Genomic DNA, 21106 nt, shown 5'->3' with positions numbered 1-21106 from the left:
TACGAAAATCAGTGCAAGTGTTTTTCGTTTTTTGGAGTCGGCCATGCATTATTATGGCCCAAAATAATCCCCAGAATTTAGATGCGCTCGCCCTGCCTGCTTGGATGTGGTACACTAAGCGCAAGCTGAGGAGTGCTGCAATTCGTTATTTTACGGATCAGGCTCAGCTATCAAACCGCGCTCACCAGGGAAGCCCCCCGGTGGGCTTTTTCTTTTGTTAGACGAGACAAATAAGACAACTATCATGACTGAAAACAAAACGGACACTAAAACACTGGCTACCGATTTTATCGTGGCCGATCTGGGGCTCGCGGAGTGGGGACGCAAGGAGATTGCGATCGCCGAGACCGAGATGCCCGGCCTCATGGCCATTCGCGCCGAGTACGCCGCCGCGCAGCCTTTGAAGTATGCACGGATCACGGGCTCGCTGCACATGACGATCCAGACCGCGGTTCTGATCCAGACTCTGGAGGCACTAGGCGCACAGGTACGCTGGGCGAGCTGTAATATCTACTCGACCCAGGACCATGCCGCCGCTGCCATTGCCGATGGGGGAACCGCCGTCTTCGCCACGAAAGGCGAGACACTGACCGAGTACTGGGACTACACGCACAAGATCTTCGAGTGGCCCGACGGTAGCTACACCAACATGATCCTCGATGATGGTGGTGATGCGACGCTTCTTCTTCATTTAGGCACCAAGGCCCAGACGGATCTCTCCGTTCTTGACAACCCAAGCTCCGAGGAAGAAACCATCCTCTACGCCAGTATCAAGGCCAAGCTCGCGGTTGATCCGACCTGGTATTCTGTACGGCTGGCCGAAGTAAAGGGCGTCACCGAAGAGACTACCACAGGCGTTCACCGACTTTTGGAGATGAGCCGCAAGGGCGAGCTAAAGATGCGCGCCTTCAACGTGAACGACTCAGTTACCAAGAGCAAGTTCGACAACCTCTACGGCTGCCGCGAGTCGCTAGTGGATGGTATCAAGCGCGCCACCGACGTCATGATCGCCGGAAAAGTGGCGGTTGTCTGTGGCTACGGCGATGTGGGCAAGGGGTCTGCACAGGCACTGCGTGCGCTCTCCGCTCAGGTCTGGGTGACGGAAATTGACCCGATCAACGCGCTCCAGGCTGCGATGGAAGGCTACCGCGTGGTCACGATGGAGTATGCCGCCGATAAGGCTGATATCTTTGTGACCACCACGGGCAACAAAGACGTCATCACGCGCGCACACATGGACCAGATGAAGAACCAGGCGATTGTCTGCAACATCGGGCACTTCGACAACGAGATTGATGTCGCCGGGCTAGAGAGCCTTCAGTGGGACGAGATCAAGCCGCAGGTGGACCACGTGATCTGGCCTGATGGCAAGCGAATTATTCTGCTGGCCAAGGGCCGCCTCGTGAACCTTGGCTGTGGAACAGGGCACCCGAGCTACGTGATGAGCTCCAGCTTCGCCAATCAGACCCTGGCCCAGATGGAGATCTGGATGAACCCCGACAAGTACGAAATCGGGCAGGTCTACGTATTGCCCAAGCACCTAGATGAGAAAGTGGCCCGCCTCCAGCTCTCGAAGCTGGGCGCAATGCTCACCGAGCTCACTCCGGCACAGGCTGCGTATATCGGTGTTGACCAGCAAGGGCCGTACAAAGCGGATACCTACCGGTACTAGCATCCCTCCCCTTCCCTAGCTAAGATTTAGGGGAGGGGAATAATTTTTACTTGGGATCTGAAGGTAGGCGGATTTTTGTAGATATGGTCACTTCGCCATTTTCAGTATGCCCTGTGACCGACATCAAAGTTTCTTTTTTATCGAAATTAACTACTTCGCGAAATTCAATTTTTGTAGATAGATCATAATAGAAGCTCTCAATTTTTTTAGAAATGCATTTTTTGAGTAATAAAAGCGCGGAAATTCCTAATAATTCTAAAATAATTTGTTTATTTTTGGTTTTTAAGAATCGAAAAGAAATCGGGCCGTTTTTCAAAAAATCCGGTTGCACATCTAAAAAGAATGTTTTTAAATCAATAAGATTTTCAATTTTCAGATTGATATCAGTTAAGTTCAAAAAACGAAAACTATCCCCAGGTAAAACCATCTTAATATCATCTGCTAAATATCGAATGTCTGATTTTGCAGAAGGGATAGGACGGAAAATTTTAATTTTATTTTCAGATATTAGTTGCCATTTCCAATTATTCATGTCGCATAAAATATCTAAGACTATATTTAATGGCTGGTCTGATAAAACTATTAAATTTATTCGTTCTGAAAGAGATTCATGAATTATGAAATTAATATTTGTCATTTTTGATATTTGATCAAAAAAATCAAGTGCAGATCCATGAGATTGAATCGTTATTTTTTCATTCAGAACTTTTCGGGCTATCATTTTAAATTTTTTCTGCTTCAATAAGGAAACTTCCAATAGGATATATGATCTTATTTCTGGGTCTTTCTTTAAAAAGTATTAAAATCATGGTGGCAATCTTTAAATTCTTCTTTTTATCTTCAGGAAAAATTGCGTCTTGGACGGAAAAATCGATATAGAAATCTTTCTTAAGATTTAACAATGTATTGTTTTTATCCCACTCTCGAAAAGATTCCCGGACTAGAGTAGAGTTCATGACTTGAAAGAAGAGTACTCGCTGTGATTCTGTTAATTCATGAACAAAAAGATGCCTTTGTCGAAGTGTATTTTTTTGAAACTCATTCAATGTCATATAGATTCGACCGAAACCTTCTGATAATTGCTCATTATTACTTAATCTTCTTTGTAAAATATCAACCATCTCAGAACTTAACTTGCTGATTTCATTTAATTTAATCTGAGGTAACGATCCGTCGCCGTGAAAGACTTTATAGAGGAGAATACATGTATTTTTTTTCGTCCAAGTGTATTTTATTATCTCGCATAAATGATCTAATACTTTTTCTAAACTTCCAGTCACTTGAATTTTTTCGATATCCACATCTCCCGTGTCACTGATAAAATCATATCCTGATTTTTGATTGATATACTCTAAAATAAGCGATAGCTTTGTTTTTTGAAAATTAATATTCAGGAAAATAGTTTTATTTTGTAGCCTTTTAAATAGAAACATTTTGCTGTCCTTATAGCTGAATTTTCATAAATTTGAATATAAGGGGTGATATATTGTCTGATTACCACCCTTTATTTTCAAATCGGTGATTAATTTATTACATCTGAGAAATTAGCAAGGATTGAAGTAGTCATTGATATCGCTGTTGTACTATAACCACTAGCAACATGCCCTACAAAAGGATCTCCAACTGAGCCAGCAGGTGGAGTGTATCCATAGGGTTTTTTACCTGTAAGAGCTGTGCAGCTTGAACCAGAGATTAAGTAATTTTTTGGGGCAGAGTTTCGTGTCCAGTTACCAGATGGGGTAGCATTGGTATCAGTTCCTGCATAAGGATTGCCAATAACCGCTGATCCATTCACCGTACCACTACTCATTGCATAAGAAGAGTTGGTAATAGTGATACCAACCGAAGGGGGCATACCTCCCGCTCCCAATGCGAAGTTATACGTACAGGCGAAAAGCGCATCGCAAGCCCGACCTGCCGTTGCGCCCTCACCAGGATTTGGAGTAGGCGAAGAGAAAGATGCTGTGACATACCCAAGTTTCCCGGTCATGCTGAGCGCACTCCCAGAAGTAATGCTTCCTGTTTGTCCTGGTAGGAGAGCCGGTTCAAATTTACCAAAAATTGTTATAACAACATCTTCCTGGGTCCAAGTGCCATAATAGTTACCATAACCTCCTCCTGAACCACCTGGATACTGTGCAAGAGCAGGCAATCCAACCAAAAAAACAGGCCGACTGTGGCCTTAATAAACCGTGTTGACATATTATCTGATCCTTTCTCATTCGTAGAGACATAAATCACTCAAATCTTCGAGTAGGGTAATTACACCGCTGCTAAGATATTAGTCTAGATATTCTCTTTTGTCAAATTTATTTTTAGTTAGGGGGCCATTTTCACCAGTCGAAATTGGGCCGATGAAAGTTCTCCTTTTGGCAGGAGATGTCTTCAAAACCTATGGTTTATCGGCTGTTTTTCGGAGCGCCCATGGCACAAATAATTCAGAAATGGCCCGAATTGGAATTTCGGGGCATATCTGCCAGGGGGCGGGAATCTCTTTTCCAGGTTCAGGCGGCTTATGAGGCCGTCGCGCTGCCGCTGCGCTACACCGCACTATCTCTGTATCCAGCGGCTTTTCAACCACGTGCAAGAGCAATATCGCATGCTCTTGTCCGCATCGCGGGCATCTGTCCGCGTGCTAAAATGCGGCATGAAAAAAATTAGCCGACGAGAGATGGTCACGGGAGCGGCTGTGGCGACGGTGGGGGCGATTGTGGGTGAGGCGCAGGCCCAGGAGCCGATGAAAAGTGAAAAACTCACCGAGAATGATCTAGCCATTGCCGACAAACTCGTCGGGCGAGAGACGACAGAGGCGGAGCGGACACAGCTACTCAGTCGGATGGCAGAGTTTCAGCAGAGCTTAAAGGCGGTGCGAACTAGCCCGCTGATTGGGAATCTACCGCCCGCGTTTCACTTCAATCCCGTGATCGCGGGCGTGACACTTCCCACGGGCAAGAGTGAGGTGAAGCTCGCCAAAGGAAAGCTACCCGACTATAAAGGGGACATCAAGAGCCTGGCCTTTGCGAGCGTCGCGACTCTCACCAAGCTTTTAGCCAGCAAAAAAATCACCTCGCGTCAGCTCACCGAGATGTATCTGGAGCGTCTCAAGATCTACGGGCCGCGCCTGCTCTGTGTCGTTTCCTTGCTGGAGGATGCGGCCCTGGCTCAGGCGGATGCGGCGGATAAAGAGCTCGCGGCGGGGAAGTGGCGCGGGCCGCTCCATGGCATTCCCTTTGGGCTAAAAGACTTATTTTTTGTCAAGGACACGCGCACCACCTTTGGTGCGCCGCCCTACAGAAACCAGGTACTGGCCGGTCTGGATGCCACCGTGGCAGTGCGCCTGCGCGATGCCGGAGCGGTGCTCTGTGCTAAGTTCTCGATGGGGGAGCTGGCGATGGGCGATGTGTGGTTTGGCGGGATCACGCGCAATCCGTGGGATGTCACCCGTGGCTCGTCGGGGTCGTCGGCGGGCTCGGCGAGCGCGGTGGCGGCGGGGCTGGTGGGTTTTGCACTGGGCACGGAGACTTACGGCAGTATCGTCTCGCCCAGCCGCGAGTGCGGTGCTACTGGCCTGCGCCCTAGCTTTGGCCGGGTTTCGCGCCACGGTGCGATGGCGCTCTCCTGGACTATGGATAAAGTCGGCCCGATCTGTCGGAGTGTCGAGGACTGCGCCCTGGTCTTTGCCGCCATTCAGGGGGCTGATGGCCTGGATGACAGCGTGCTGGAGAATATTCCGTTTACTTGGAAGCCGGAGAGCAAGCTCTCGGCGCTTCGCGTGGGCTTCGATGAGGCGGGTTTTGAGCGGGCCAGCGGGGCGCAGAAGGAAGTGCTCACAGTGCTGCGCGGGCTGGGCGTGACGCCTAAACCCGTGCGGCTTCCCAAGTCCGACCCCGCCTACGCCGCGCTGCCTGGCATCACGATCCACGCCGAGGGTGCGGCGGCGTTCGCCGAGCTCGCGGCGGCTGGAGGGCTACGCGAGCTGGTGCAGCAGGGCAGTAGCGCCTGGCCCAACACGTTTCGCGAGGGCGCACTGATTCCCGCCGCAGACTACTTGCAGGCCCAGCGAGTGCGGCGGCACTTACAGCAAGAAATGGTCGGTGCACTGAGCGAAGTGGATGTCTACGTGACACCGGCGGGCAGTGCGCCTAGCATTACCTACACCAATCTCACCGGCCAGCCGACTCTCCTCACCCGCTGTGGCATGAGCGAGCGTGGCCTGCCGATCTCGATTGAGTTCACCGGTAATCTCTTCCGAGAGGATGCGATTTTGCGCCTTGCTTTTGCTTACGAGCAGGCAACCCCGTGGCATACGCAGTGGCTCGATGTCGAGAAGCTCCCTGTGGAGCCGCCGCCGCTCAAGCGCTAAATGAGGGACAAAGGCACATTTGCTTTCGACTAAGAGACCGCAAGAACGGTAAGAAAGGTAGGACAAAGGGATAAATTAGTTCGATGCGAACAAAGCGATTCTGGCCTGCTATGATGAAAAGGGCTTCGCTGCCCCTGAGCAGGCAGTGTTTGTCCGTCAGAGCTAATCGTTCGAATTCCCTCCTCACAAGATCGGATAGAATAGTCACTATCCGATCTTTTTATTTTGTTGCTTAAGGAGAGATTTTTGGAAGAAACGCCCGTCCGCCGCTCTGTTCGACTAGAAGATATTGCCCAAGAAGTCGGGGTCGCACGTTCCGAAGTCTCGCGGGTGCTCAATGGCCGGTTGCGGGCAGGCCGCAGTGTTGGCATGGAGAAGCAGGAGCGTATTCATCAGGTTGCCCAGGAGCTTGGCTACCAGCCTAACAAAGCGGCGCAGAACCTGGCGCACGGACGGACAGATACGGTTGGTTTGTTGCTCCAGCCTGGAGCGAGCTACGAACTCTCGCCGCACCACCATGAGATCATTGGAGTTCTGACCAGTAGCTTGGCGGAGCAGGGGCTCCACTTACTACTCCATCAGTGGTCTCCAGAAACGACCGACTCGCTGGTGCGCCTTGCGCGTGCGCGCACCTGCGATCTTCTGGTTCTCACCGACCTTTTCTGTGATGATCCCCGGCCTGCTCTACTGCGTGAGATGCGCCAGCCCTTTGTGATTCGTGGCTCGGCTCCGGAGCCGGGGATGCTTGCGGTAGGAATGGACAATCAGGCGGTGGGCCGTCTGGCGGTGGAGACTCTCATGCGCTATGGGCATCGCCAGATTCTTTTTCATAATATTGGGCGCAGGTTTATGGCGGGTGAGGGGCGTTACCAAGGCTGTAGGGCGGCCTGTCTGGAGCATGGCCTGGACCAGACTCTGCACTACGAAGACCAAGTCTGGGGTGAGGAAGGAGTCTATACCCTTGTCCGGGAGCGCTTCTCGCAACCTAACCCGCCAACGGCTATCTTCGCCTCGGATGAGTTCGCGACCATCGGGGCGCTGCGCGCACTGGAGGAGCTGGGGAAGCGGGTACCCGAAGATGTCTCCTTGCTGACGTGTCTCAATGCTCGGTTCATGCGCCGTGTTCTGCCCCATATCACCACGATCCTTACTCGCCAGCATGAAATCGCCACTGAGGTCGGTCGCACCGTGGGCCGCCTTCTAAACGGCGAGTTATTGGAACTGAAGCAGCACTTCTTGACGCCGGTTCTCGAAGAGCGCGGCTCCTGTGCGCCTCCGCCCGCATAGGCTACAATGGCGCATGTATCATATTCTCTGTATTGGGGCGCACCCTGATGACAACGAACTCAATGTGGGCGGACTCGCGACCCGACTGCGGCGGCGGGGTGACTTGGTTAAGTTCGTCTCCGTGACCAACGGCGACAAGGGGCACTTCGCCGATGTGTACAAAGCCGCTCCTGAGAAGCTTGCGGCGCGGCGCTTGATTGAGGCGCAAGAGGCGGCAGCAGTAATCGGAGCAACCTATGAGACACTGGGCATCCACGATGGCGAGGTCTATGTGGATAAGCCCACCACCGAAGCCATGGTGCGCTGCATCCGCTCGTTTGGTGAGCCGGGACGTGGGCCGGATCTAGTGATCTTCAACCGTCCGCTCGACTACCACCGGGATCATCGCTACACCGCTCAGCTCATCTTAGATGCAACCTACATGCTCACCGTCCCCCTGATGTGCCCCGATACTCGCCACTTAGACCGTATGCCCGTCTTTGCTTACTGGTACGATACTTTTAAAGACATCCAGCCCTTTGTCGCCGAGATTCAGGTGCCGATCACCGACTGTCTGGAAGAAAAAACCAGCATGGTCTGTCACCACGCCTCGCAGTTTTTTGAGTGGCTCCCCTACAACGCCGGAGTGCTCCACGAAGTCCCGAGCGACGACGAAGGCCGCCGCGCCCGGGTCCGAGGCATTGTCGAGGGGCGCGGTGCCTACCGCGCGGAGAAGTCCGCCAGTGCTCGCATTAACGGCGGTGCGTGCCACTACGCTGAAGCCTTCCGCCTCTGCGAGTACGGTCGCCAGCCGGACGACACTGCGCTACGGGCACTCTTCGGGCTCTAGCGCACAGGGCAGGGCCGTATGGTATCCTGAGGATGCGCAGGGCAGACCGGGAGCCAGTGCCCCTCTACCCGGCTTTTCGAGGAGAGAAATAGTTTCGATGAGTGTGACCTATGCCGATTCTGGCGTGAGCATTGATGCGGGCAACGAGGCAGTGCGGCGGATGAAGCAGCACATTCGTTCGACGTTTAACGACGGTGTCTTAGCGGATGTGGGCAGCTTCGGAGGCATGTTCCAGCCCAATTTTGGTGGCCTGCGCGAGCCCGTGCTGGTGAGCAGCATGGACGGTGTCGGGACGAAGCTCAAGATTGCTTTTGCCACCGGTAAGCACGACACTGTGGGCCGTGATCTGGTCTGGCACTGCGTCAATGATATTTTAGTGCAGGGCGCGCGGCCTCTGTTCTTCTTAGACTACTTCGCCACCGGCAAACTCGACCCGATTGTGGCCGCCGATGTGGTCAAAGGGCTCGCGGAGGGCTGCCGCACGAGTGGCTGCGTCCTGATCGGCGGGGAGACGGCGGAGATGCCGGGGATGTACCAAGACGGTGAGTATGATATCGCGGGCTGCATTGTGGGGATGGTGGACAAGAGCAAGATCCTGACGGGTGACTCGGTCGCGCCCGGCGATGTGCTGATCGGGCTGGCCTCTGAGGGCCTGCACACCAACGGCTACTCGCTGGCAAGAAAAGTGCTCTTTGAGGTAGGTAAGCTCTTAGTAGAGGAAGTCGCCGACGAGCTACTCGCGCCGCACCGCTGCTACGCCCCCGCGATCCTGCCGATCTTAGATGCGGGCAACACGATCAAGGCGATGGCCCATATCACCGGCGGCGGCTTCTACGACAATATCCCGCGCGCTCTTCCGGAAAACTGCGGCGCAGTCGTCCAGAAATCTAGCTTCACAGTGCTCCCGATCTTCGAGCGTATCCAAAGCATCGGCAATGTCCCCGAAGCCGACATGTACCGGACATTTAACATGGGCATTGGCCTCGTGCTCGTGGTAGATCCCACACAGGCTGATGCCACGCTTGCGGCGCTCCGTGCCTCGGGCGAGACGGCAATGGTAATCGGCGAGGTCACGGCGGGTGCGCATGAAGTAATTTTAACCCCCTAGCCCCCGTGCGACGGGGGAATCCCTATTGTCCCCCCGCTGGGCGGGGGCTAGGGGGTTGGCGAAACCAATTTATATTTTGTAAACTGTCTTTATGAACGCAACGCTGACACTGGATAAGGACTTCGTCCTCTCTGATATTGACCCACGGGTCTACGGCGGCTTCGCCGAGCACCTGGGTCGTCATATCTACACGGGCATCTACGAGCTTGGGCATCCCACTGCTGATAGCGATGGCTTTCGCGAGGACGTGATTGCGCTGGTGCGCGAGCTCTCCATGCCGATCATACGCTACCCTGGCGGTAACTTTGTGAGTGGCTACAACTGGGAAGACGGTGTCGGGCCGCGTGCGGAGCGCCCCCGTCGGCTGGAGCTGGCCTGGGGAATCACCGAGACCAATGAGTTTGGCACCAACGAGTTCATGAGCTGGTGCAAAAAAGTGGGCACTGAGGCAATGATGGCCGTGAACCTTGGTACTCGTGGTGCCGATGATGCCCGGCGTTTAGTGGAGTACTGCAACCATCCCGGTGGCACGCAGCTCAGTGATCTGCGGAAAAGCCACGGAGCCGCCGATCCGTACGGAATCAAGGTCTGGTGTCTGGGCAACGAGATGGACGGTCCCTGGCAGATGGGCGCACGCACGGCCTACGAGTACGGGCGTGTCGCCAATGAGTCCGCGAAGCTCATGAAGTGGGTGGATGGCAGTATCGAGACCATTCTTTGTGGATCCTCAGGACGGGGTATGGCGAGCTTTGGCAAGTGGGAGTGGGAGTCGCTGCACGAGAGCTACGAGAATGTGGACTATCTCTCGCTCCACACCTACTACAACAATAGAGCCAACGACACCCCGGCGTTTCTGGCCGAGACCGAGAACATGGGCGACTTTATCGCGGAGGCTATCGCGCTCTGTGATGCGGTGAAGGCATCCAAAAAAAGCAAGAAGACCGTCAATCTCAGCTTTGATGAGTGGAATGTCTGGTACCACAGCGGCGACTGGGGGCAGCTGGGGGCACGCTGGGACGATGTCCGGCCCCAGCTTGAGGACATCTACAACATGGAAGATGTGCTGGTGGTCGGCGGGATGCTGCTGGCGATGCTCCAGTACGCGGATCGCCTCAAGATCGGCTGCATTGCCCAGGTGGTGAATGTGATCGCCCCGATCATGACCCGGCCCGGTGGCGGTGCGTGGCGGCAGACGATCTTCTATCCGCTGCAGCAGTGCTCGCAGTACGGACGGGGCACGGCGCTACGCTGCGCGGTTAACTCGCCCACCTACGACTGCAAGACCCGCGACAAAGCGCCCTATCTTGCGACGACAGCCGTAGTGAGCGAGTCCGGCGACGAGCTGACACTCTTTGCGATCAACCGTAGCTTAACGGAGCCGCTGGAGCTGACAACCACGCTCCGTGGCTTTGGCAAGGCTGAGGTGATTGGGTGGACCACGATGCACCACGCTGATCTGAAAGCGGTCAACACCGAAACCGATCCTGATAACGTCATCCCGCAAGCCGCAACTGGCGCGACCGTGATTGGCGAGACGCTAAGTGCGACTCTTCCCGCCGCATCCTGGAACGTGATTCGGCTGCGCATCTAAATTCGGCTGCGCATCTAAAAAAAAGCCGCCCTGGCAGTCGCCAGGGCGGCTTTTTCGGCTTTTACGCCTGGCTAAACGTAATCGCCCCGGACTCGTTGACATCCACGGCCAGCGCTCCGGAGAGCACACCGTCGAGGAGTGACTGGTTCAGTAGCAGTGCCACCTGGCGCTCCGCAGCGTTCTCGCTCTTGGCGCGGCGCACACGGGTGGAAAGTGCCTTCAGTTCCGCTGCTTCCTCGTGAATTCCACGAGCCCAGAGCACAACGGCTAGCGCTTCTGTTTGCGTTGCACCCTGCGCACCACGTGATTTGAGGAGAGAAGCAACAAGAATCTGTCCCTGTGCTCCATGATCTACTATCGAACGCCGTCGGCGGCGCACTACGGGTGTGACTGGAGCCACTTCAGCACCTTCTGTCAATACTTTTGGTCGTCGTCCCATGTTTTTTCTCGTTTCTATTCTGTCCGTAAAGATTTTCTCTCTTCCTTGACAGGTAATACTAAAGTTATATCAGGGAAAAATAATCTCCGCTAAATTTTCAGAGAAAGAAGGGCGAAAAAAATAAAAAAAGTTTATCTTCCAGGAAAACATGTCGTGAGCATCTCCTGATAGATTTTTCTCTTGTTAGCGGGGCAAGATTTAGCAGATAGGCGTATACTAGCCCTTAACAATGTTGGCGAGTCTGGAGACCATTCTTGAGCGTGTACAACGCCATAACCCTCATGCAGATGTGGCTTTGCTTCGTCGCGCCTACGACTTTGCCACTCTAAAACACACGGGGCAGTTTCGTAAGAGTGGCGAGCCTTATATTATTCACCCCGTCGCTGTGGCACAGATTCTTGCGGAACTGGAGATGGATGAGGCCAGTATCTCGGCAGGCTTTCTCCACGATGTGGTCGAGGACTGCGGTGTCACGCACGATGAGATCAAAGAGCACTTCTCTGAGGAGATTGCTCAGCTTGTGGATGGGGTGACCAAGCTCAAGCTGGCCGACTTTGAGCGCCTCGCACCGGAGATGGCGGCCGCTGCCAAAGAAGCCGCTGCCAAAGAAGCGGAGACCGGAAAAGTGGATCCGCGCCGCCGCAAACGCCTGGAAACCCACTCGTCTGCGGAGAATCTTCGCAAGATTCTTCTGGCCACGGCGCGCGATTTCCGGGTGATGGTCATTAAGCTCGCGGACCGCCTGCACAACATGCGCACGCTTCAAGGGCTGAGTCCCGAGCGCCAGCAGCGGGTGGCTGAGGAGACGATGCAGATCTTTGCGCCACTTGCCCACCGGCTAGGAATCTGGCAGGTGAAATGGCAGCTCGAAGATTTGGCCTTCAAGTACCTCTATCCCACGGAGTACAAGGAGCTGAGTGAGCGTATCGCCCGCACCCGCGTGGAGCGCGAGGACGATATCCGCGAGGCGATCCAGAAGCTGCGTGAGGGGTTTGCGAGGGCGGGACTGACGCCCGATATTCAGGGACGGCCCAAGCACCTCTGGAGCATCTACAACAAGATGGTCAAGCAGGGGCTGGAGCTGACCGATATCTACGATCTCATTGCGCTTCGTGTGATTACTCCAACCATCCCGGAGTGCTACGGGGCGCTGGGCGTTATTCACGAGACCTACCTGCCTATTCCTGGCAAGTTTGATGACTACATCGCCAAGCGCAAGGCCAATCTCTACCAGAGCCTGCACACGAAGGTCTATGGGCCTCGGGGTGAGCCGCTGGAAGTGCAGATTCGTACCTGGGAGATGCACAAGACCGCCGAGTTCGGGGTGGCGGCACACTGGGCCTACAAAGAGCGCGGTGAGGAGGCCCGGGCGGGGCTGGATGCCTTTGAGCGGAAGATGGCCTTCCTGCGCGCCCAGCTCTTCGATGCACACCAAGCCGAGGCTAACCCGGGGGAGTTTCTCTCTCGTGCGAGCAGCGATCTCTTTGCCGACCAAGTCTTTGTCTTCACTCCCAAAGGCGATGTGCTGGATCTGCCAGCGGGTGCGACGCCGATTGATTTTGCCTATCGGGTGCATTCGAATGTGGGGGATCACCTGGTGCAGGCGAAAGTGAATGGGCGGGTGGTGAACCTCTCCTACAAACTCCAGAACGGCGATATCTGCCAGGTGCTCACGCGCCCGCAAGCCACACCATCGCTGGACTGGCTGATGTTTGCGCGGTCTGGCCATGCGCGTGGCAAGATCAAGAACTACTTCCGCAAGCTCAAGTACAGCGACAACGTGGTGCAGGGCCGCGAGCGGCTGATGGAGGAGCTAGAGCGGCTCGGGCTCTCCACCGCGATCCTACGAGAGAGCAAGAAGATGCTATCTCTGGCAAATACTCTTAATAAAGAGAGTGTGGATGATCTCTTTGCTGCGCTGGGGTTTGGCGATGTCGCGCTGGGCATGGTGGTCAACCGTCTGCGACCGGAGCTGGAGAAAGAAAAGAAAAAGACGGGGGAGGACTTCTCCCGTCCCCGCGCAAAAGAGAAGCTCGCGCTCGCTCCGGGCGGGGTAGACGGCGTTGCGGTGACGCGGGGGCGCTGCTGCCTGCCACTCCCGGGCGATGAAGTGCTGGGCTACGTCTCCCGTGGCCGTGGCATTATTCTGCACCGCGAGGGCTGCCCCAATGTCGCGGCCTACGAGGCGGAGCGTCTGAGCCCGATTGACTGGCAGCCCTCCCTGACCGAGCGTTTCGAGACAGGTATGATTATCGAGACCTTCGACCGCACCGGCCTCCTGCGCGATGTCACGGACTTCTTCTCGGAGAACAAGGTGTTCATTTTGGGCATCAATACGCGCTCGGATCGCTCCAAAGGCATTGCTGTTCTGCGCCTGGACTTTGAAGCCCCCTCGGCGGAGTACGTCGAAGCCCTTGTGCGCAAGCTCCACTCTCTCGAAGACTTACTGGCCGTGCACCGACTGGGTGTCGGCGCCGAAGACCCCAAGCCCGTCGAACGCACCTAAGTCGGCTCACCCTATGCGGACGATACCATGCTACAATAGTGGCAATGCTTCCTCTCGTAACTCTTCGTGGCACTCCGCTTGAGCAAGGCCGCCAGCACGGCGAGCAGCTTCAGGCGCGCATCGCTACCAATATCGCCGTGTACTTTGATCGTTTCTTACGCGAGACGCTGCTGGAGCGCGACGCCGTGCACGAAATCGCGGCGCAGTACGCCGGGCATATTGAGCGCCAGAGCCCGGCGTATTTTGCCAATATGCAGGGCGTGGCTGAGGGAGGCGGGTTTGAGTTTCTGGATATTGTCGCGCTGAACGTGCGCTACGAGATTCTCTACTACCAGTTTGGCAAGATGGCGATGGCGCGGGAGGCGCAGGCCGACGGCTGCACGCTCTTTGCGCTACTGCCCGAGGCGACCACCGAGAGGCATCTGATTATTGGGCAGAACTGGGACTGGATTCCCGAGGTGCAGGGCGCGGTCTTGCACACCCATGAGCCGGATGGTCTTCAAACGCTGGCGTTCACGGAGTCCGGGATTGTGGGGGCGAAGCTTGGTTTTAACTCGGAGGGAATCGGGCTGGCAATCAACGGGATCACGACGACCGACGATGACTGGACGCGTTTTAATAAGCCCGCCCACGTGCGCTTCTACGAGATTCTACGTCAGCGCGACTTCAACGATGCCGTCTCTGTGATTACCAGCGAGCCGCGTGCCTGCTCGACGAACTTTCTCATCGCGCAGCCGCCGGACTTTGTGCTGGACATCGAAGCCGCGCCGGACACCCAGGGATTTCTCTCGCCCGTGGACGGTGTCCTGACCCATGCCAATCACTTCGTCAATCCCGAAGCGCTCGGCCTGACCGAGCCGCCTAATCCCCGCCGTATCTACTCGCGTCGTCGCGAAGCCCGCCTGGCAGAGCTGCTCTTAGCTGCCAAACCCACCACACTCGAAAAGATCCAGACGGCGCTCCGCGATACGCAAGGCGACCCTTTTGGGCTCTGCCGCCACCGAAATCTCGCCGAGCCCCCGGAGCAACACTATGTCACCGTTACCAGCGCGATTATGGATCTTGATACAAAGATGCTTCACCTCACCGACGGCCCGCCTGACCAGAGCGACTACCAGACTTTCTCTCTTTAGTGCGCTCTGCGGGGCCATTTTGCCCTCCTTGCCCGCCCACGCGACGCCGGGCTATGCGAAAAAAGAGATGAAGCTCTGCCTGTTTTGCCATGTCACGGCCAAGGGTGGTGGGGAGAACAATGCACGCGGGATCTACTACGCCAAGAACAGCTACAGCCTCGCTGGGTTTGTCGAGCCGTCTGTTGCAACCTACACCAAGCGCGGCCTCGTCTCCGACCTGCGTGACAGAAGCGGCTCCGGCTGGGAAGTGACGCCCAAGAAAGTGGGTGATGGCCCGTCGGTGACTTACGACGGCGAGACGATGCGCCTGGAGTATCTCGCACGCCGCCCCGGAACTATTGCTCGGCTGAGTCACCGGCTGGAAGGGCTCAAAGACGGCGAGACCTACACGCTCTGGTTCACGGCTCGCGCCAGCCAGCCGTATGTGTTGCCTCTCACCGCTACCAGCACCGCCGATAGCCAGGGTACGGTGCGCAATATTGGGCTGGAAGAGAGCTTCAGTTTGTCTACCGAAGACAAGCCCTTCGCCGTCCAGTTCACCGCCAATAATCCTGATCCGGAGAAAAATCTCTTACTCTTCTCCATTGCCAAGACCACGTCCGAGAATCCCGTGCTCTGGATCAGTAATATTACTCTGGTTGCCGGGACACCCAAGCCCTCCCCCCCTGGATTATTTTTAGATGCTGCCGACGACGACTCCACAAAAATCCCTGACTTTGGCCGGGCGCACTTGGGCGGTATCTGGTTTGTGAAGATTCCCGCAGGCACTTACACGCGCGGCCTCACGGAAACCCAGAAAAGTGCCTTGCAGAAGGCCGGTCTCTGGAGTCGGCTTGCCGCTGAGGAACAACCCGCTCGCCCTGTTCGTATCAGCAAGCCGTTTTTTATCTCCGGGACCGAAGTGACTCAAGCACAGTGGAGGAAGTTCCGCGCCAACCCGTCGGCATTTAAGGGCGATACCCTGCCCGTGGACTCCGTGAGCTGGGACGATGCCAAGGCCTACTGTCAGTGGCTCAGCAAGCGCAGCCGCGCGACGTTTCGGCTTCCCACGGAGGCGGAGTGGGAGTACGCAGCGCGCGCGGGAAGCACCGGGCTTTTTCCGGCGACAAAAACCGGCGAGGCGACACTGGAGACGCTTCCGCAGCTCGCCTGGGTCTTTGCCAACGCGGGACAGAAACCGCACCCTGTCGGCAAGAAGGCTCCCAATGCTTGGAGCCTCTTTGATGTCTGTGGCAATGTCTGGGAGTGGTGCGAGGATAGCTACGTCCGGAACTTCTACACCACCAGCCCACTGATTGACCCACTGGCTCGCGATCCCAGCGCCACCGAGCGGGTTCTACGCGGCGGCTGCTTTGCCCTCGACCCCGCCAAACAGCGGGTCGGACAGCGTGGTGGAAACCTACCCAGCTTCAAGAGTCCCTATGTGGGCTTCCGGATCGTACGGGACTAGAAGCTCAGCCGGGTCTGCAACGTAAAGCGCTTCTCAATCGTGGCTTTGCCACCCGCGGCCTTGCTGGGGACATCGCGCTCGTACTCATAGAGCGCGCGGAGTGTGATGCCCCGGTTGAACTGGTAGTTGGCGCCCGCCCCGAGTGCCGTTGCGGACTGCGGTTTGTCGCCGAACTTCCAGCTACGGATCAGCCCGACGGCGGTAATATGCCGGGCGATGGCAAGGTTTCCTTCGCCAAAATAGCCCCAGACCGGGTTCTGGTCATCGGCCCCAAAGACAATCTCACCACGTGCCTGGAGCTTCTCCAGCTTATAAATCGCATCCACTGCCATGCGGGTTTTGTCTATAAACTGCCGCGCACTGGAGGTTCCCGAGGCGGGAAGCTGGGTATCAAACGTGGTCAGCGGGCCGCGACCCGTCAGAATCGAGCCACCGAGCTGGAGACGACCGCTCTCGGCCTGCGTGCGGAACGTGCTCTCCAGCCGCATGACCACCACTTTATTGCCGTCGAAATCCGAACGATTCGGGCCAGAACCCGTGGTGGCAGCGACATAGTAGCGGTAGGGGCCGTAGCTGCCCTCCAGCATCGCTCCCGTGTCGATTCGCAGCCCCAGGGACTTCTCGTAGAGTGACTGAATCGGCTGGAGCGGCGTGTCGTAGACGGCGGCCAGTCCGAAGGGGATCACGAACTGACCGGCCCTCACGGTGGCATCTACGCCTGGCAGGAGAAAGCGATAGAAGATATAAGCTTCCGAGGCGCGCACACGGTTGAGCGCCGTCCCCCGTGGCCCCTCGGACTCGCTCACCACCTGAAGACGTACCCCACCGCGCTCGTCACCGTCTTTGGGGTTGGCACGGATGTAGTCTAGTGTGTAGCGCCCCGACGCGATATAGCCACCTCGGGTATCCTTGCTGCCATTGCGGAAGCGCCAGTCCAGCGCACCTCCAAAGAGCCAAGTCTCTGGGCTGCGGTAAAACGGCTTGGGGCCAATTAAATCCGGGTCGCGTGAGGCAGTGGAGGCGGGGGGGCGACCCGGCTGAAATGTCCCACGTGGCGCGGGCGGGTAGATGGCAAAAAAATTAGGTCGCTCGGGCGGTGATAGCTGTGCCAGAGCCGGGAGTCCACAGAGTGTACTACATAAGATTCCGGAGATGCCTAAGGTGCTGAGACCCCCCAGCTTTTTCATAGCTGAAACAGACTCTCTGGCAGGCCCGTATTGACTTGAACCGACTCAACGGTTTGCACCGCACCAAGCTTACCAAACTGATTGTAGATCTCGACACGTGAGGGTAGGAAAATCCCGGGTCGTAGCTCACGGGGCTTGACATAGCGGATCTCTTTTTGAAGCTCGTTCTCACTGTTGAAAGAGAGACGCTTCTCCGTCAGTAACGTCTTCGGGTTGACCCAGACTTGCTCATGGCTCTTACTGTCGGTGCCGCGCTGGACAAGCTTATAGACCAGAAGAGTGCCCTCACGACGCTGGAAAACGGCCTGGTAGTCGGTGGTAAGCCAGTCTTTTGCAAACACACCGACGTCCATTAGGCTTTGTTTCTTCCCCGGGTTGCCTTTGCAGTCCTCGGTCTTCTTGAAGACACCAACCCGATAGGTCTTGCTATCTCCTACATAGATCAAGGTTGCCGAGAGTGGCCCTGCTTTTCCCTCGACGCGGAGCTTATTGGGTGCTTTGTAGGCAAGCTCGTAGGTGGGGACGCGGTACGATGTGGCGAATGCGCCCCCAATTTTTTTGAGCTCATCGAAGTTGGTTTCCTCGTGGACAATCCGCAGAGATACCGAGAGATCTTTGATCCGCTCGGTTGGTAGGGCTTCTGGTGGCGTTTTCTGCGGCATCGTCACGAGCGCCTACTTCTTCTTCGGCGCAGGTTTGGCCGGTGCTTTGAAGCCCTTCAGAGAGTGGCTATGTGTTTTGTACCACTCTCCTGCGGCGACCCGCTTGCCCCCACCCTTGGGGTTGACATGACAGAACGCACAGTTCTTGTTTTCTTTTTTTGCGTAGGCAGGCAGGGCATAGGCATTACCTGCAACACTCAAGACAAAGGCCACGAGGGCAATCCGACAGAGATTCATAATCGCTTTTTCTTCCTTATGGGAGTGGTCGTTTAGAGAGAACTCTCTCACCAGAGTTTCAGGTTATAGCTGAAATGGTGGTGGGGTGGAACCATTGGGTGCGAAGCCAGGAGGAGTGAGCAGCAACGCGTCCAGAGTAATCGCTCCCTCTGTACGTACTTCTAGCTGGTGCTGACCACGTGGCATGACCACCATCCCACAATCGTACCAAATAAGGCTCCCCAACGCAAAAGGCTCACCGATGGGCTGTGGGACGGGAGAGTTGGTGCCGCCGAATGGCTGCCCGTCTAGCTGTACTCGGAACGAGGCACGTGGGGAGGCGGCAATATACAGCCGCAGGGAGTTTTCGGTATTGATGGAGATTGGAAAAGTGGCGAGAGCGGGTGCTGCATCGAGAGGCCGGGCACTGCTTGTCAGAACTTGTCCTCCACTGGCACCAGGCCGATCCTCCACCCTATCAAAATTGTGTCCCCCGATCGCCTCCGCCTCTACCCAGAGGTAAGGGCGCAAGAGAGAACTCATTTGTCCTACGAGAGCTTGTAGGTCACGAAGCGCGTTATAAGCGGTTGTGGTGATATCGGTTTTATAGCGCTGCTTAAGGTTCTTGAGCTGGATGGAGTAGAGTGTCGCTTCCGTGAGTTTTCGCTTGAGCAGGGTTTGGAGCAGGCTCTCCGCCCGAGTGACAGTCTCGGGGAAGGCTTCCTGTGGCAGGGGGAGTGAGGCGTAGCTGTAGAGGCGCAGCGGCTCAGGCCCGATGGTCAGGGTGAGGATGTCTTTGGTGCGAATCCCACGCTCTGCGGGAAGCCAGGCGAGTGGGGCGACTCCTGGCAGACTGGACTGCTTGGGGATTTTTAGCTTGATCTGACGAGGGCCAGCGGGGTTCCATAGGTAGAAGACGGGCCCCTCCGGCTCACTGAGGCTATAGGCGCTCCCCGCGCTCCCAAAGTCGTAGAGGACATAGTCTCGGTCCGCAGGAAGCCACCAGCTCCCGTCTTGGAGTGCACGGGGCTGGAGAGGTTTGTGGGCACGGGGATAGAAAACCGCTTTTGCACGGGGCTGAGGAACCGAGGCGATTCCTAGCACACCAAGTTGCTGTGCGTACTCAGTGAGCCAGGCGAGCTGCTCTGGCTGCTGAGAGAGATCGTATGCCTGTCGAGTGGGGTCTGCCATGCGAGCACCGTCCACATAAAATCCACGTGCTCCCGTATCGCGCAGGGCATCCAGCATCGAGAAGAGCAGGCGCTTGTTGGCAAAGCCTGGCTGCGTTGTCTCAGGCAAACGAGCTTCCTGCGTGGCGAGAACCGGGAGCCAGAGCGGACGCTGGGCATCGGTCACCTGGGCGTAGGTTTCCGCCCCCGTGTAGGAGATCGGCTCGATTCCTTTGCCGTAGGCCTCCACCCCGATCCCGTCAAAGCCCGTTTGTGGCCCCACGCGTGCGAAGAGGGGGGAGAAGCCACGGGAGCGGTAGACAATAGGTACCTCCGCGACTCCCCGCTTGAGGGCGATGGCGAGCTGGCTCATGTAGCCACGGAGCGACTCGGTCTTAAAGTCCTCTAGATCTTGCCAGAAACGCGAGACACTGTCGCGCGCAGGAACCACGGTCTGCGTGCCTTTGTGGAAGAACTGAGGCAGCCCCTTCTCCGCCCACCAGAGCGGGACAAGCTGCGTCGCCTCTGTAAAGTCTTTTAGTGTCCCGCGCTCGGAGACTCCCCATTTTTCCTCAAGACTCGCAATGGTGGCGTAGCGGTGGGACAGATAGAGCGCCCACTCACTCTGGAACGCCGCGCCGCTGGGGACAATCTGCTGAGACTCGCCGGTGAGTGAGAGCGCCAGGCTCAGAGGGTCGGAGAAGAAACGAAAGCCCTTGCCCAGCTTCACCTGCCCAAAGAGCGTTAAGAGATCGTCGCGGTACTTATCAAAACCCTCCCAGACATTAGGCAGTCCCAGCTCCCCACCGGGAAGAAACAGCCGCTCCGGGTAGATTACGACTCGGTTTCGGCCCTCTTTGAAGGCGAGCCCCACGCGCGCCCCTTCCGCGACAATGTCGGCCTTGCCGGAATCGAGGATCTGCTTGCTCCCCGGATCCGCGAGAAACCAGAGGGCACTGCTGAGCCCCTTGACCGGAAAACGCACCAGCCCGCCGCTGCTGGGCGCATCTTGGAGGTAGCGTCCCGGCAGAATCTGGTAGCCCAGCAGCGGTGTGCGTGGGGCATCTGCCAGAGAGATTCCGTAAGTAAAACCCTCCGCCTCTGCCGCATCCAGCACCCGCTGGAGCGCCGCTGCTCTTACCAGAGTGATCCCCCCTTTGAGGGGCTGAAGGTAGATGTCCGTAATGCCCGCAGCCTTCAGGCGCTGAAGCGCCGCCACATCATCGGTGAAGTCGGCAGGGGTAGCGGCGGGTGCCCAGGACTTGACCTGGAAAAGCCCCCCAACTGGGACAAAGGGCTTGCCGTCCCAGAGCAGGGTGTGATTCTCCGCGACACGCCAGAGATGCTTCTCCCCGGCTCCGTCGGTGTAGACTCCCTGAGTGGAACCTGAGGCGCGCGGAGCAGAGCGCGGCGCGGGCTGAGGGGGAGGCTCCCCTTGGCGTGAGGGAAGCCCTTGTGTGGTCAGCGCCCAAGCGCACAGTAGATTCAGCATAG

Annotated in this window: 17 protein-coding genes and 1 riboswitch; of the genes, 9 read left to right on the top strand and 8 right to left on the bottom strand. The window is 56.5% G+C overall.

The genetic code is table 11. From position 1 onward, the window contains the following. Positions 1 to 121: 121 nt before the first annotated feature. A riboswitch (S-adenosyl-L-homocysteine riboswitch) is annotated at positions 122 to 190 on the top strand. A gap of 54 nt (positions 191 to 244) precedes the next feature. Continuing rightward, positions 245 to 1672: an adenosylhomocysteinase gene (gene ahcY / locus ACH2ED_RS19085; RefSeq protein WP_395094301.1), complete on the top strand. Its 1428-nt coding sequence runs from the start codon at positions 245 to 247 to the stop codon at positions 1670 to 1672. 46 nt (positions 1673 to 1718) lie between these two features. Here ahcY and ACH2ED_RS19080 read toward each other — a convergent pair whose 3' ends face one another. From ACH2ED_RS19080 to ACH2ED_RS19070, 3 genes are all read right to left on the bottom strand, one after another. Then, positions 1719 to 2393, bottom strand: a complete 675-nt coding sequence (locus ACH2ED_RS19080) for a hypothetical protein (RefSeq protein WP_395094300.1) — start codon at positions 2391 to 2393, stop codon at positions 1719 to 1721. Position 2394: 1 nt separating this feature from the next. Continuing rightward, complete coding sequence (locus ACH2ED_RS19075) at positions 2395 to 3105, bottom strand: hypothetical protein (protein ID WP_395094299.1); 711 nt, start codon at positions 3103 to 3105, stop codon at positions 2395 to 2397. Between the two features lie 89 nt (positions 3106 to 3194). Continuing rightward, on the bottom strand, positions 3195 to 3833 hold the full coding sequence (locus ACH2ED_RS19070) for a hypothetical protein (protein ID WP_395094298.1): 639 nt from the start codon (positions 3831 to 3833) through the stop codon (positions 3195 to 3197). 486 nt (positions 3834 to 4319) lie between these two features. On the opposite strand from ACH2ED_RS19070, the gene ACH2ED_RS19065 reads away from it, so the two are divergent. The 5 genes from ACH2ED_RS19065 (at position 4320) to ACH2ED_RS19045 (ending at position 10850) form a co-directional block, all read left to right on the top strand. Continuing rightward, a complete protein-coding gene (locus ACH2ED_RS19065) occupies positions 4320 to 6035 on the top strand; it encodes an amidase (RefSeq protein ID WP_395094297.1) in 1716 nt (571 codons plus the stop codon). Positions 6036 to 6281: 246 nt separating this feature from the next. Further along, on the top strand, positions 6282 to 7322 hold the full coding sequence (locus ACH2ED_RS19060; protein ID WP_395094296.1) for a LacI family DNA-binding transcriptional regulator: 1041 nt from the start codon (positions 6282 to 6284) through the stop codon (positions 7320 to 7322). A 13-nt stretch (positions 7323 to 7335) separates the two neighbouring features. Further along, the gene (locus tag ACH2ED_RS19055) at positions 7336 to 8151 is read left to right on the top strand and encodes a PIG-L deacetylase family protein (protein WP_395094295.1); all 816 of its coding nucleotides are present in this window, start codon (positions 7336 to 7338) and stop codon (positions 8149 to 8151) included. A 97-nt stretch (positions 8152 to 8248) separates the two neighbouring features. Continuing rightward, positions 8249 to 9259, top strand: a complete 1011-nt coding sequence (purM, locus tag ACH2ED_RS19050) for a phosphoribosylformylglycinamidine cyclo-ligase (RefSeq protein ID WP_395094294.1) — start codon at positions 8249 to 8251, stop codon at positions 9257 to 9259. 91 nt (positions 9260 to 9350) lie between these two features. Beyond that, positions 9351 to 10850: an alpha-N-arabinofuranosidase gene (locus tag ACH2ED_RS19045; RefSeq protein ID WP_395094293.1), complete on the top strand. Its 1500-nt coding sequence runs from the start codon at positions 9351 to 9353 to the stop codon at positions 10848 to 10850. 61 nt (positions 10851 to 10911) lie between these two features. Here ACH2ED_RS19045 and ACH2ED_RS19040 read toward each other — a convergent pair whose 3' ends face one another. Beyond that, positions 10912 to 11289: a hypothetical protein gene (locus ACH2ED_RS19040; RefSeq protein ID WP_395094292.1), complete on the bottom strand. Its 378-nt coding sequence runs from the start codon at positions 11287 to 11289 to the stop codon at positions 10912 to 10914. Between the two features lie 229 nt (positions 11290 to 11518). Here ACH2ED_RS19040 and ACH2ED_RS19035 point away from each other — a divergent pair, with 229 nt between their 5' ends. From ACH2ED_RS19035 to ACH2ED_RS19025, 3 genes are all read left to right on the top strand, one after another. Next, positions 11519 to 13795: a RelA/SpoT family protein gene (locus ACH2ED_RS19035; RefSeq protein WP_395094291.1), complete on the top strand. Its 2277-nt coding sequence runs from the start codon at positions 11519 to 11521 to the stop codon at positions 13793 to 13795. A gap of 44 nt (positions 13796 to 13839) precedes the next feature. Beyond that, positions 13840 to 14928 carry a C45 family autoproteolytic acyltransferase/hydolase gene (locus ACH2ED_RS19030; protein WP_395094290.1) on the top strand — a complete coding sequence of 363 codons (1089 nt, stop codon included), beginning with the start codon at positions 13840 to 13842 and terminating at the stop codon, positions 14926 to 14928. A 67-nt stretch (positions 14929 to 14995) separates the two neighbouring features. Then, entirely contained in the window at positions 14996 to 16378 is a 1383-nt protein-coding gene (locus tag ACH2ED_RS19025) for an SUMF1/EgtB/PvdO family nonheme iron enzyme (RefSeq protein ID WP_395094289.1), read from the top strand. Here the strand turns inward: ACH2ED_RS19025 and ACH2ED_RS19020 are convergent. The 4 genes from ACH2ED_RS19020 to ACH2ED_RS19005 form a co-directional block, all read right to left on the bottom strand. Further along, positions 16375 to 17565, bottom strand: a complete 1191-nt coding sequence (locus tag ACH2ED_RS19020; RefSeq protein ID WP_395094288.1) for a hypothetical protein — start codon at positions 17563 to 17565, stop codon at positions 16375 to 16377. The two genes, ACH2ED_RS19025 and ACH2ED_RS19020, sit on opposite strands and share 4 nt — an antisense overlap. Further along, on the bottom strand, positions 17562 to 18227 hold the full coding sequence (locus ACH2ED_RS19015; RefSeq protein ID WP_395094287.1) for a hypothetical protein: 666 nt from the start codon (positions 18225 to 18227) through the stop codon (positions 17562 to 17564). The genes ACH2ED_RS19020 and ACH2ED_RS19015 overlap by 4 nt, the downstream gene beginning before the upstream one ends. 12 nt (positions 18228 to 18239) lie before the next feature. Continuing rightward, positions 18240 to 18464, bottom strand: a complete 225-nt coding sequence (locus ACH2ED_RS19010; RefSeq protein ID WP_395094286.1) for a hypothetical protein — start codon at positions 18462 to 18464, stop codon at positions 18240 to 18242. Positions 18465 to 18527: 63 nt separating this feature from the next. Further along, positions 18528 to 21104 carry a hypothetical protein gene (locus ACH2ED_RS19005; RefSeq protein WP_395094285.1) on the bottom strand — a complete coding sequence of 859 codons (2577 nt, stop codon included), beginning with the start codon at positions 21102 to 21104 and terminating at the stop codon, positions 18528 to 18530. Positions 21105 to 21106: the final 2 nt, after the last annotated feature.

The sequence above is a fragment of the Armatimonas sp. genome (genome assembly GCF_043757465.1).
Lineage (GTDB): Bacteria > Armatimonadota > Armatimonadia > Armatimonadales > Armatimonadaceae > Armatimonas.
This window is presented reverse-complemented; position numbering and strand designations above follow the sequence as displayed.

Bases quoted from the DNA above. Each gene is read 5' to 3' on its own strand.
- ahcY (WP_395094301.1), top strand. From the start codon at position 245: ATGACTGAAAACAAAACGGACACTAAAACACTGGCTACCGATTTTATC.
- ACH2ED_RS19080 (WP_395094300.1), bottom strand. From the start codon at position 2,393: ATGATAGCCCGAAAAGTTCTGAATGAAAAAATAACGATTCAATCTCAT.
- ACH2ED_RS19075 (WP_395094299.1), bottom strand. From the start codon at position 3,105: ATGTTTCTATTTAAAAGGCTACAAAATAAAACTATTTTCCTGAATATT.
- ACH2ED_RS19065 (WP_395094297.1), top strand. From the start codon at position 4,320: ATGAAAAAAATTAGCCGACGAGAGATGGTCACGGGAGCGGCTGTGGCG.
- ACH2ED_RS19055 (WP_395094295.1), top strand. From the start codon at position 7,336: ATGTATCATATTCTCTGTATTGGGGCGCACCCTGATGACAACGAACTC.
- purM (WP_395094294.1), top strand. From the start codon at position 8,249: ATGAGTGTGACCTATGCCGATTCTGGCGTGAGCATTGATGCGGGCAAC.
- ACH2ED_RS19045 (WP_395094293.1), top strand. From the start codon at position 9,351: ATGAACGCAACGCTGACACTGGATAAGGACTTCGTCCTCTCTGATATT.
- ACH2ED_RS19040 (WP_395094292.1), bottom strand. From the start codon at position 11,289: ATGGGACGACGACCAAAAGTATTGACAGAAGGTGCTGAAGTGGCTCCA.
- ACH2ED_RS19035 (WP_395094291.1), top strand. From the start codon at position 11,519: ATGTTGGCGAGTCTGGAGACCATTCTTGAGCGTGTACAACGCCATAAC.
- ACH2ED_RS19030 (WP_395094290.1), top strand. From the start codon at position 13,840: ATGCTTCCTCTCGTAACTCTTCGTGGCACTCCGCTTGAGCAAGGCCGC.
- ACH2ED_RS19025 (WP_395094289.1), top strand. From the start codon at position 14,996: ATGAAGCTCTGCCTGTTTTGCCATGTCACGGCCAAGGGTGGTGGGGAG.
- ACH2ED_RS19020 (WP_395094288.1), bottom strand. From the start codon at position 17,565: ATGAAAAAGCTGGGGGGTCTCAGCACCTTAGGCATCTCCGGAATCTTA.
- ACH2ED_RS19015 (WP_395094287.1), bottom strand. From the start codon at position 18,227: ATGCCGCAGAAAACGCCACCAGAAGCCCTACCAACCGAGCGGATCAAA.
- ACH2ED_RS19010 (WP_395094286.1), bottom strand. From the start codon at position 18,464: ATGAATCTCTGTCGGATTGCCCTCGTGGCCTTTGTCTTGAGTGTTGCA.
- ACH2ED_RS19005 (WP_395094285.1), bottom strand. From the start codon at position 21,104: ATGCTGAATCTACTGTGCGCTTGGGCGCTGACCACACAAGGGCTTCCC.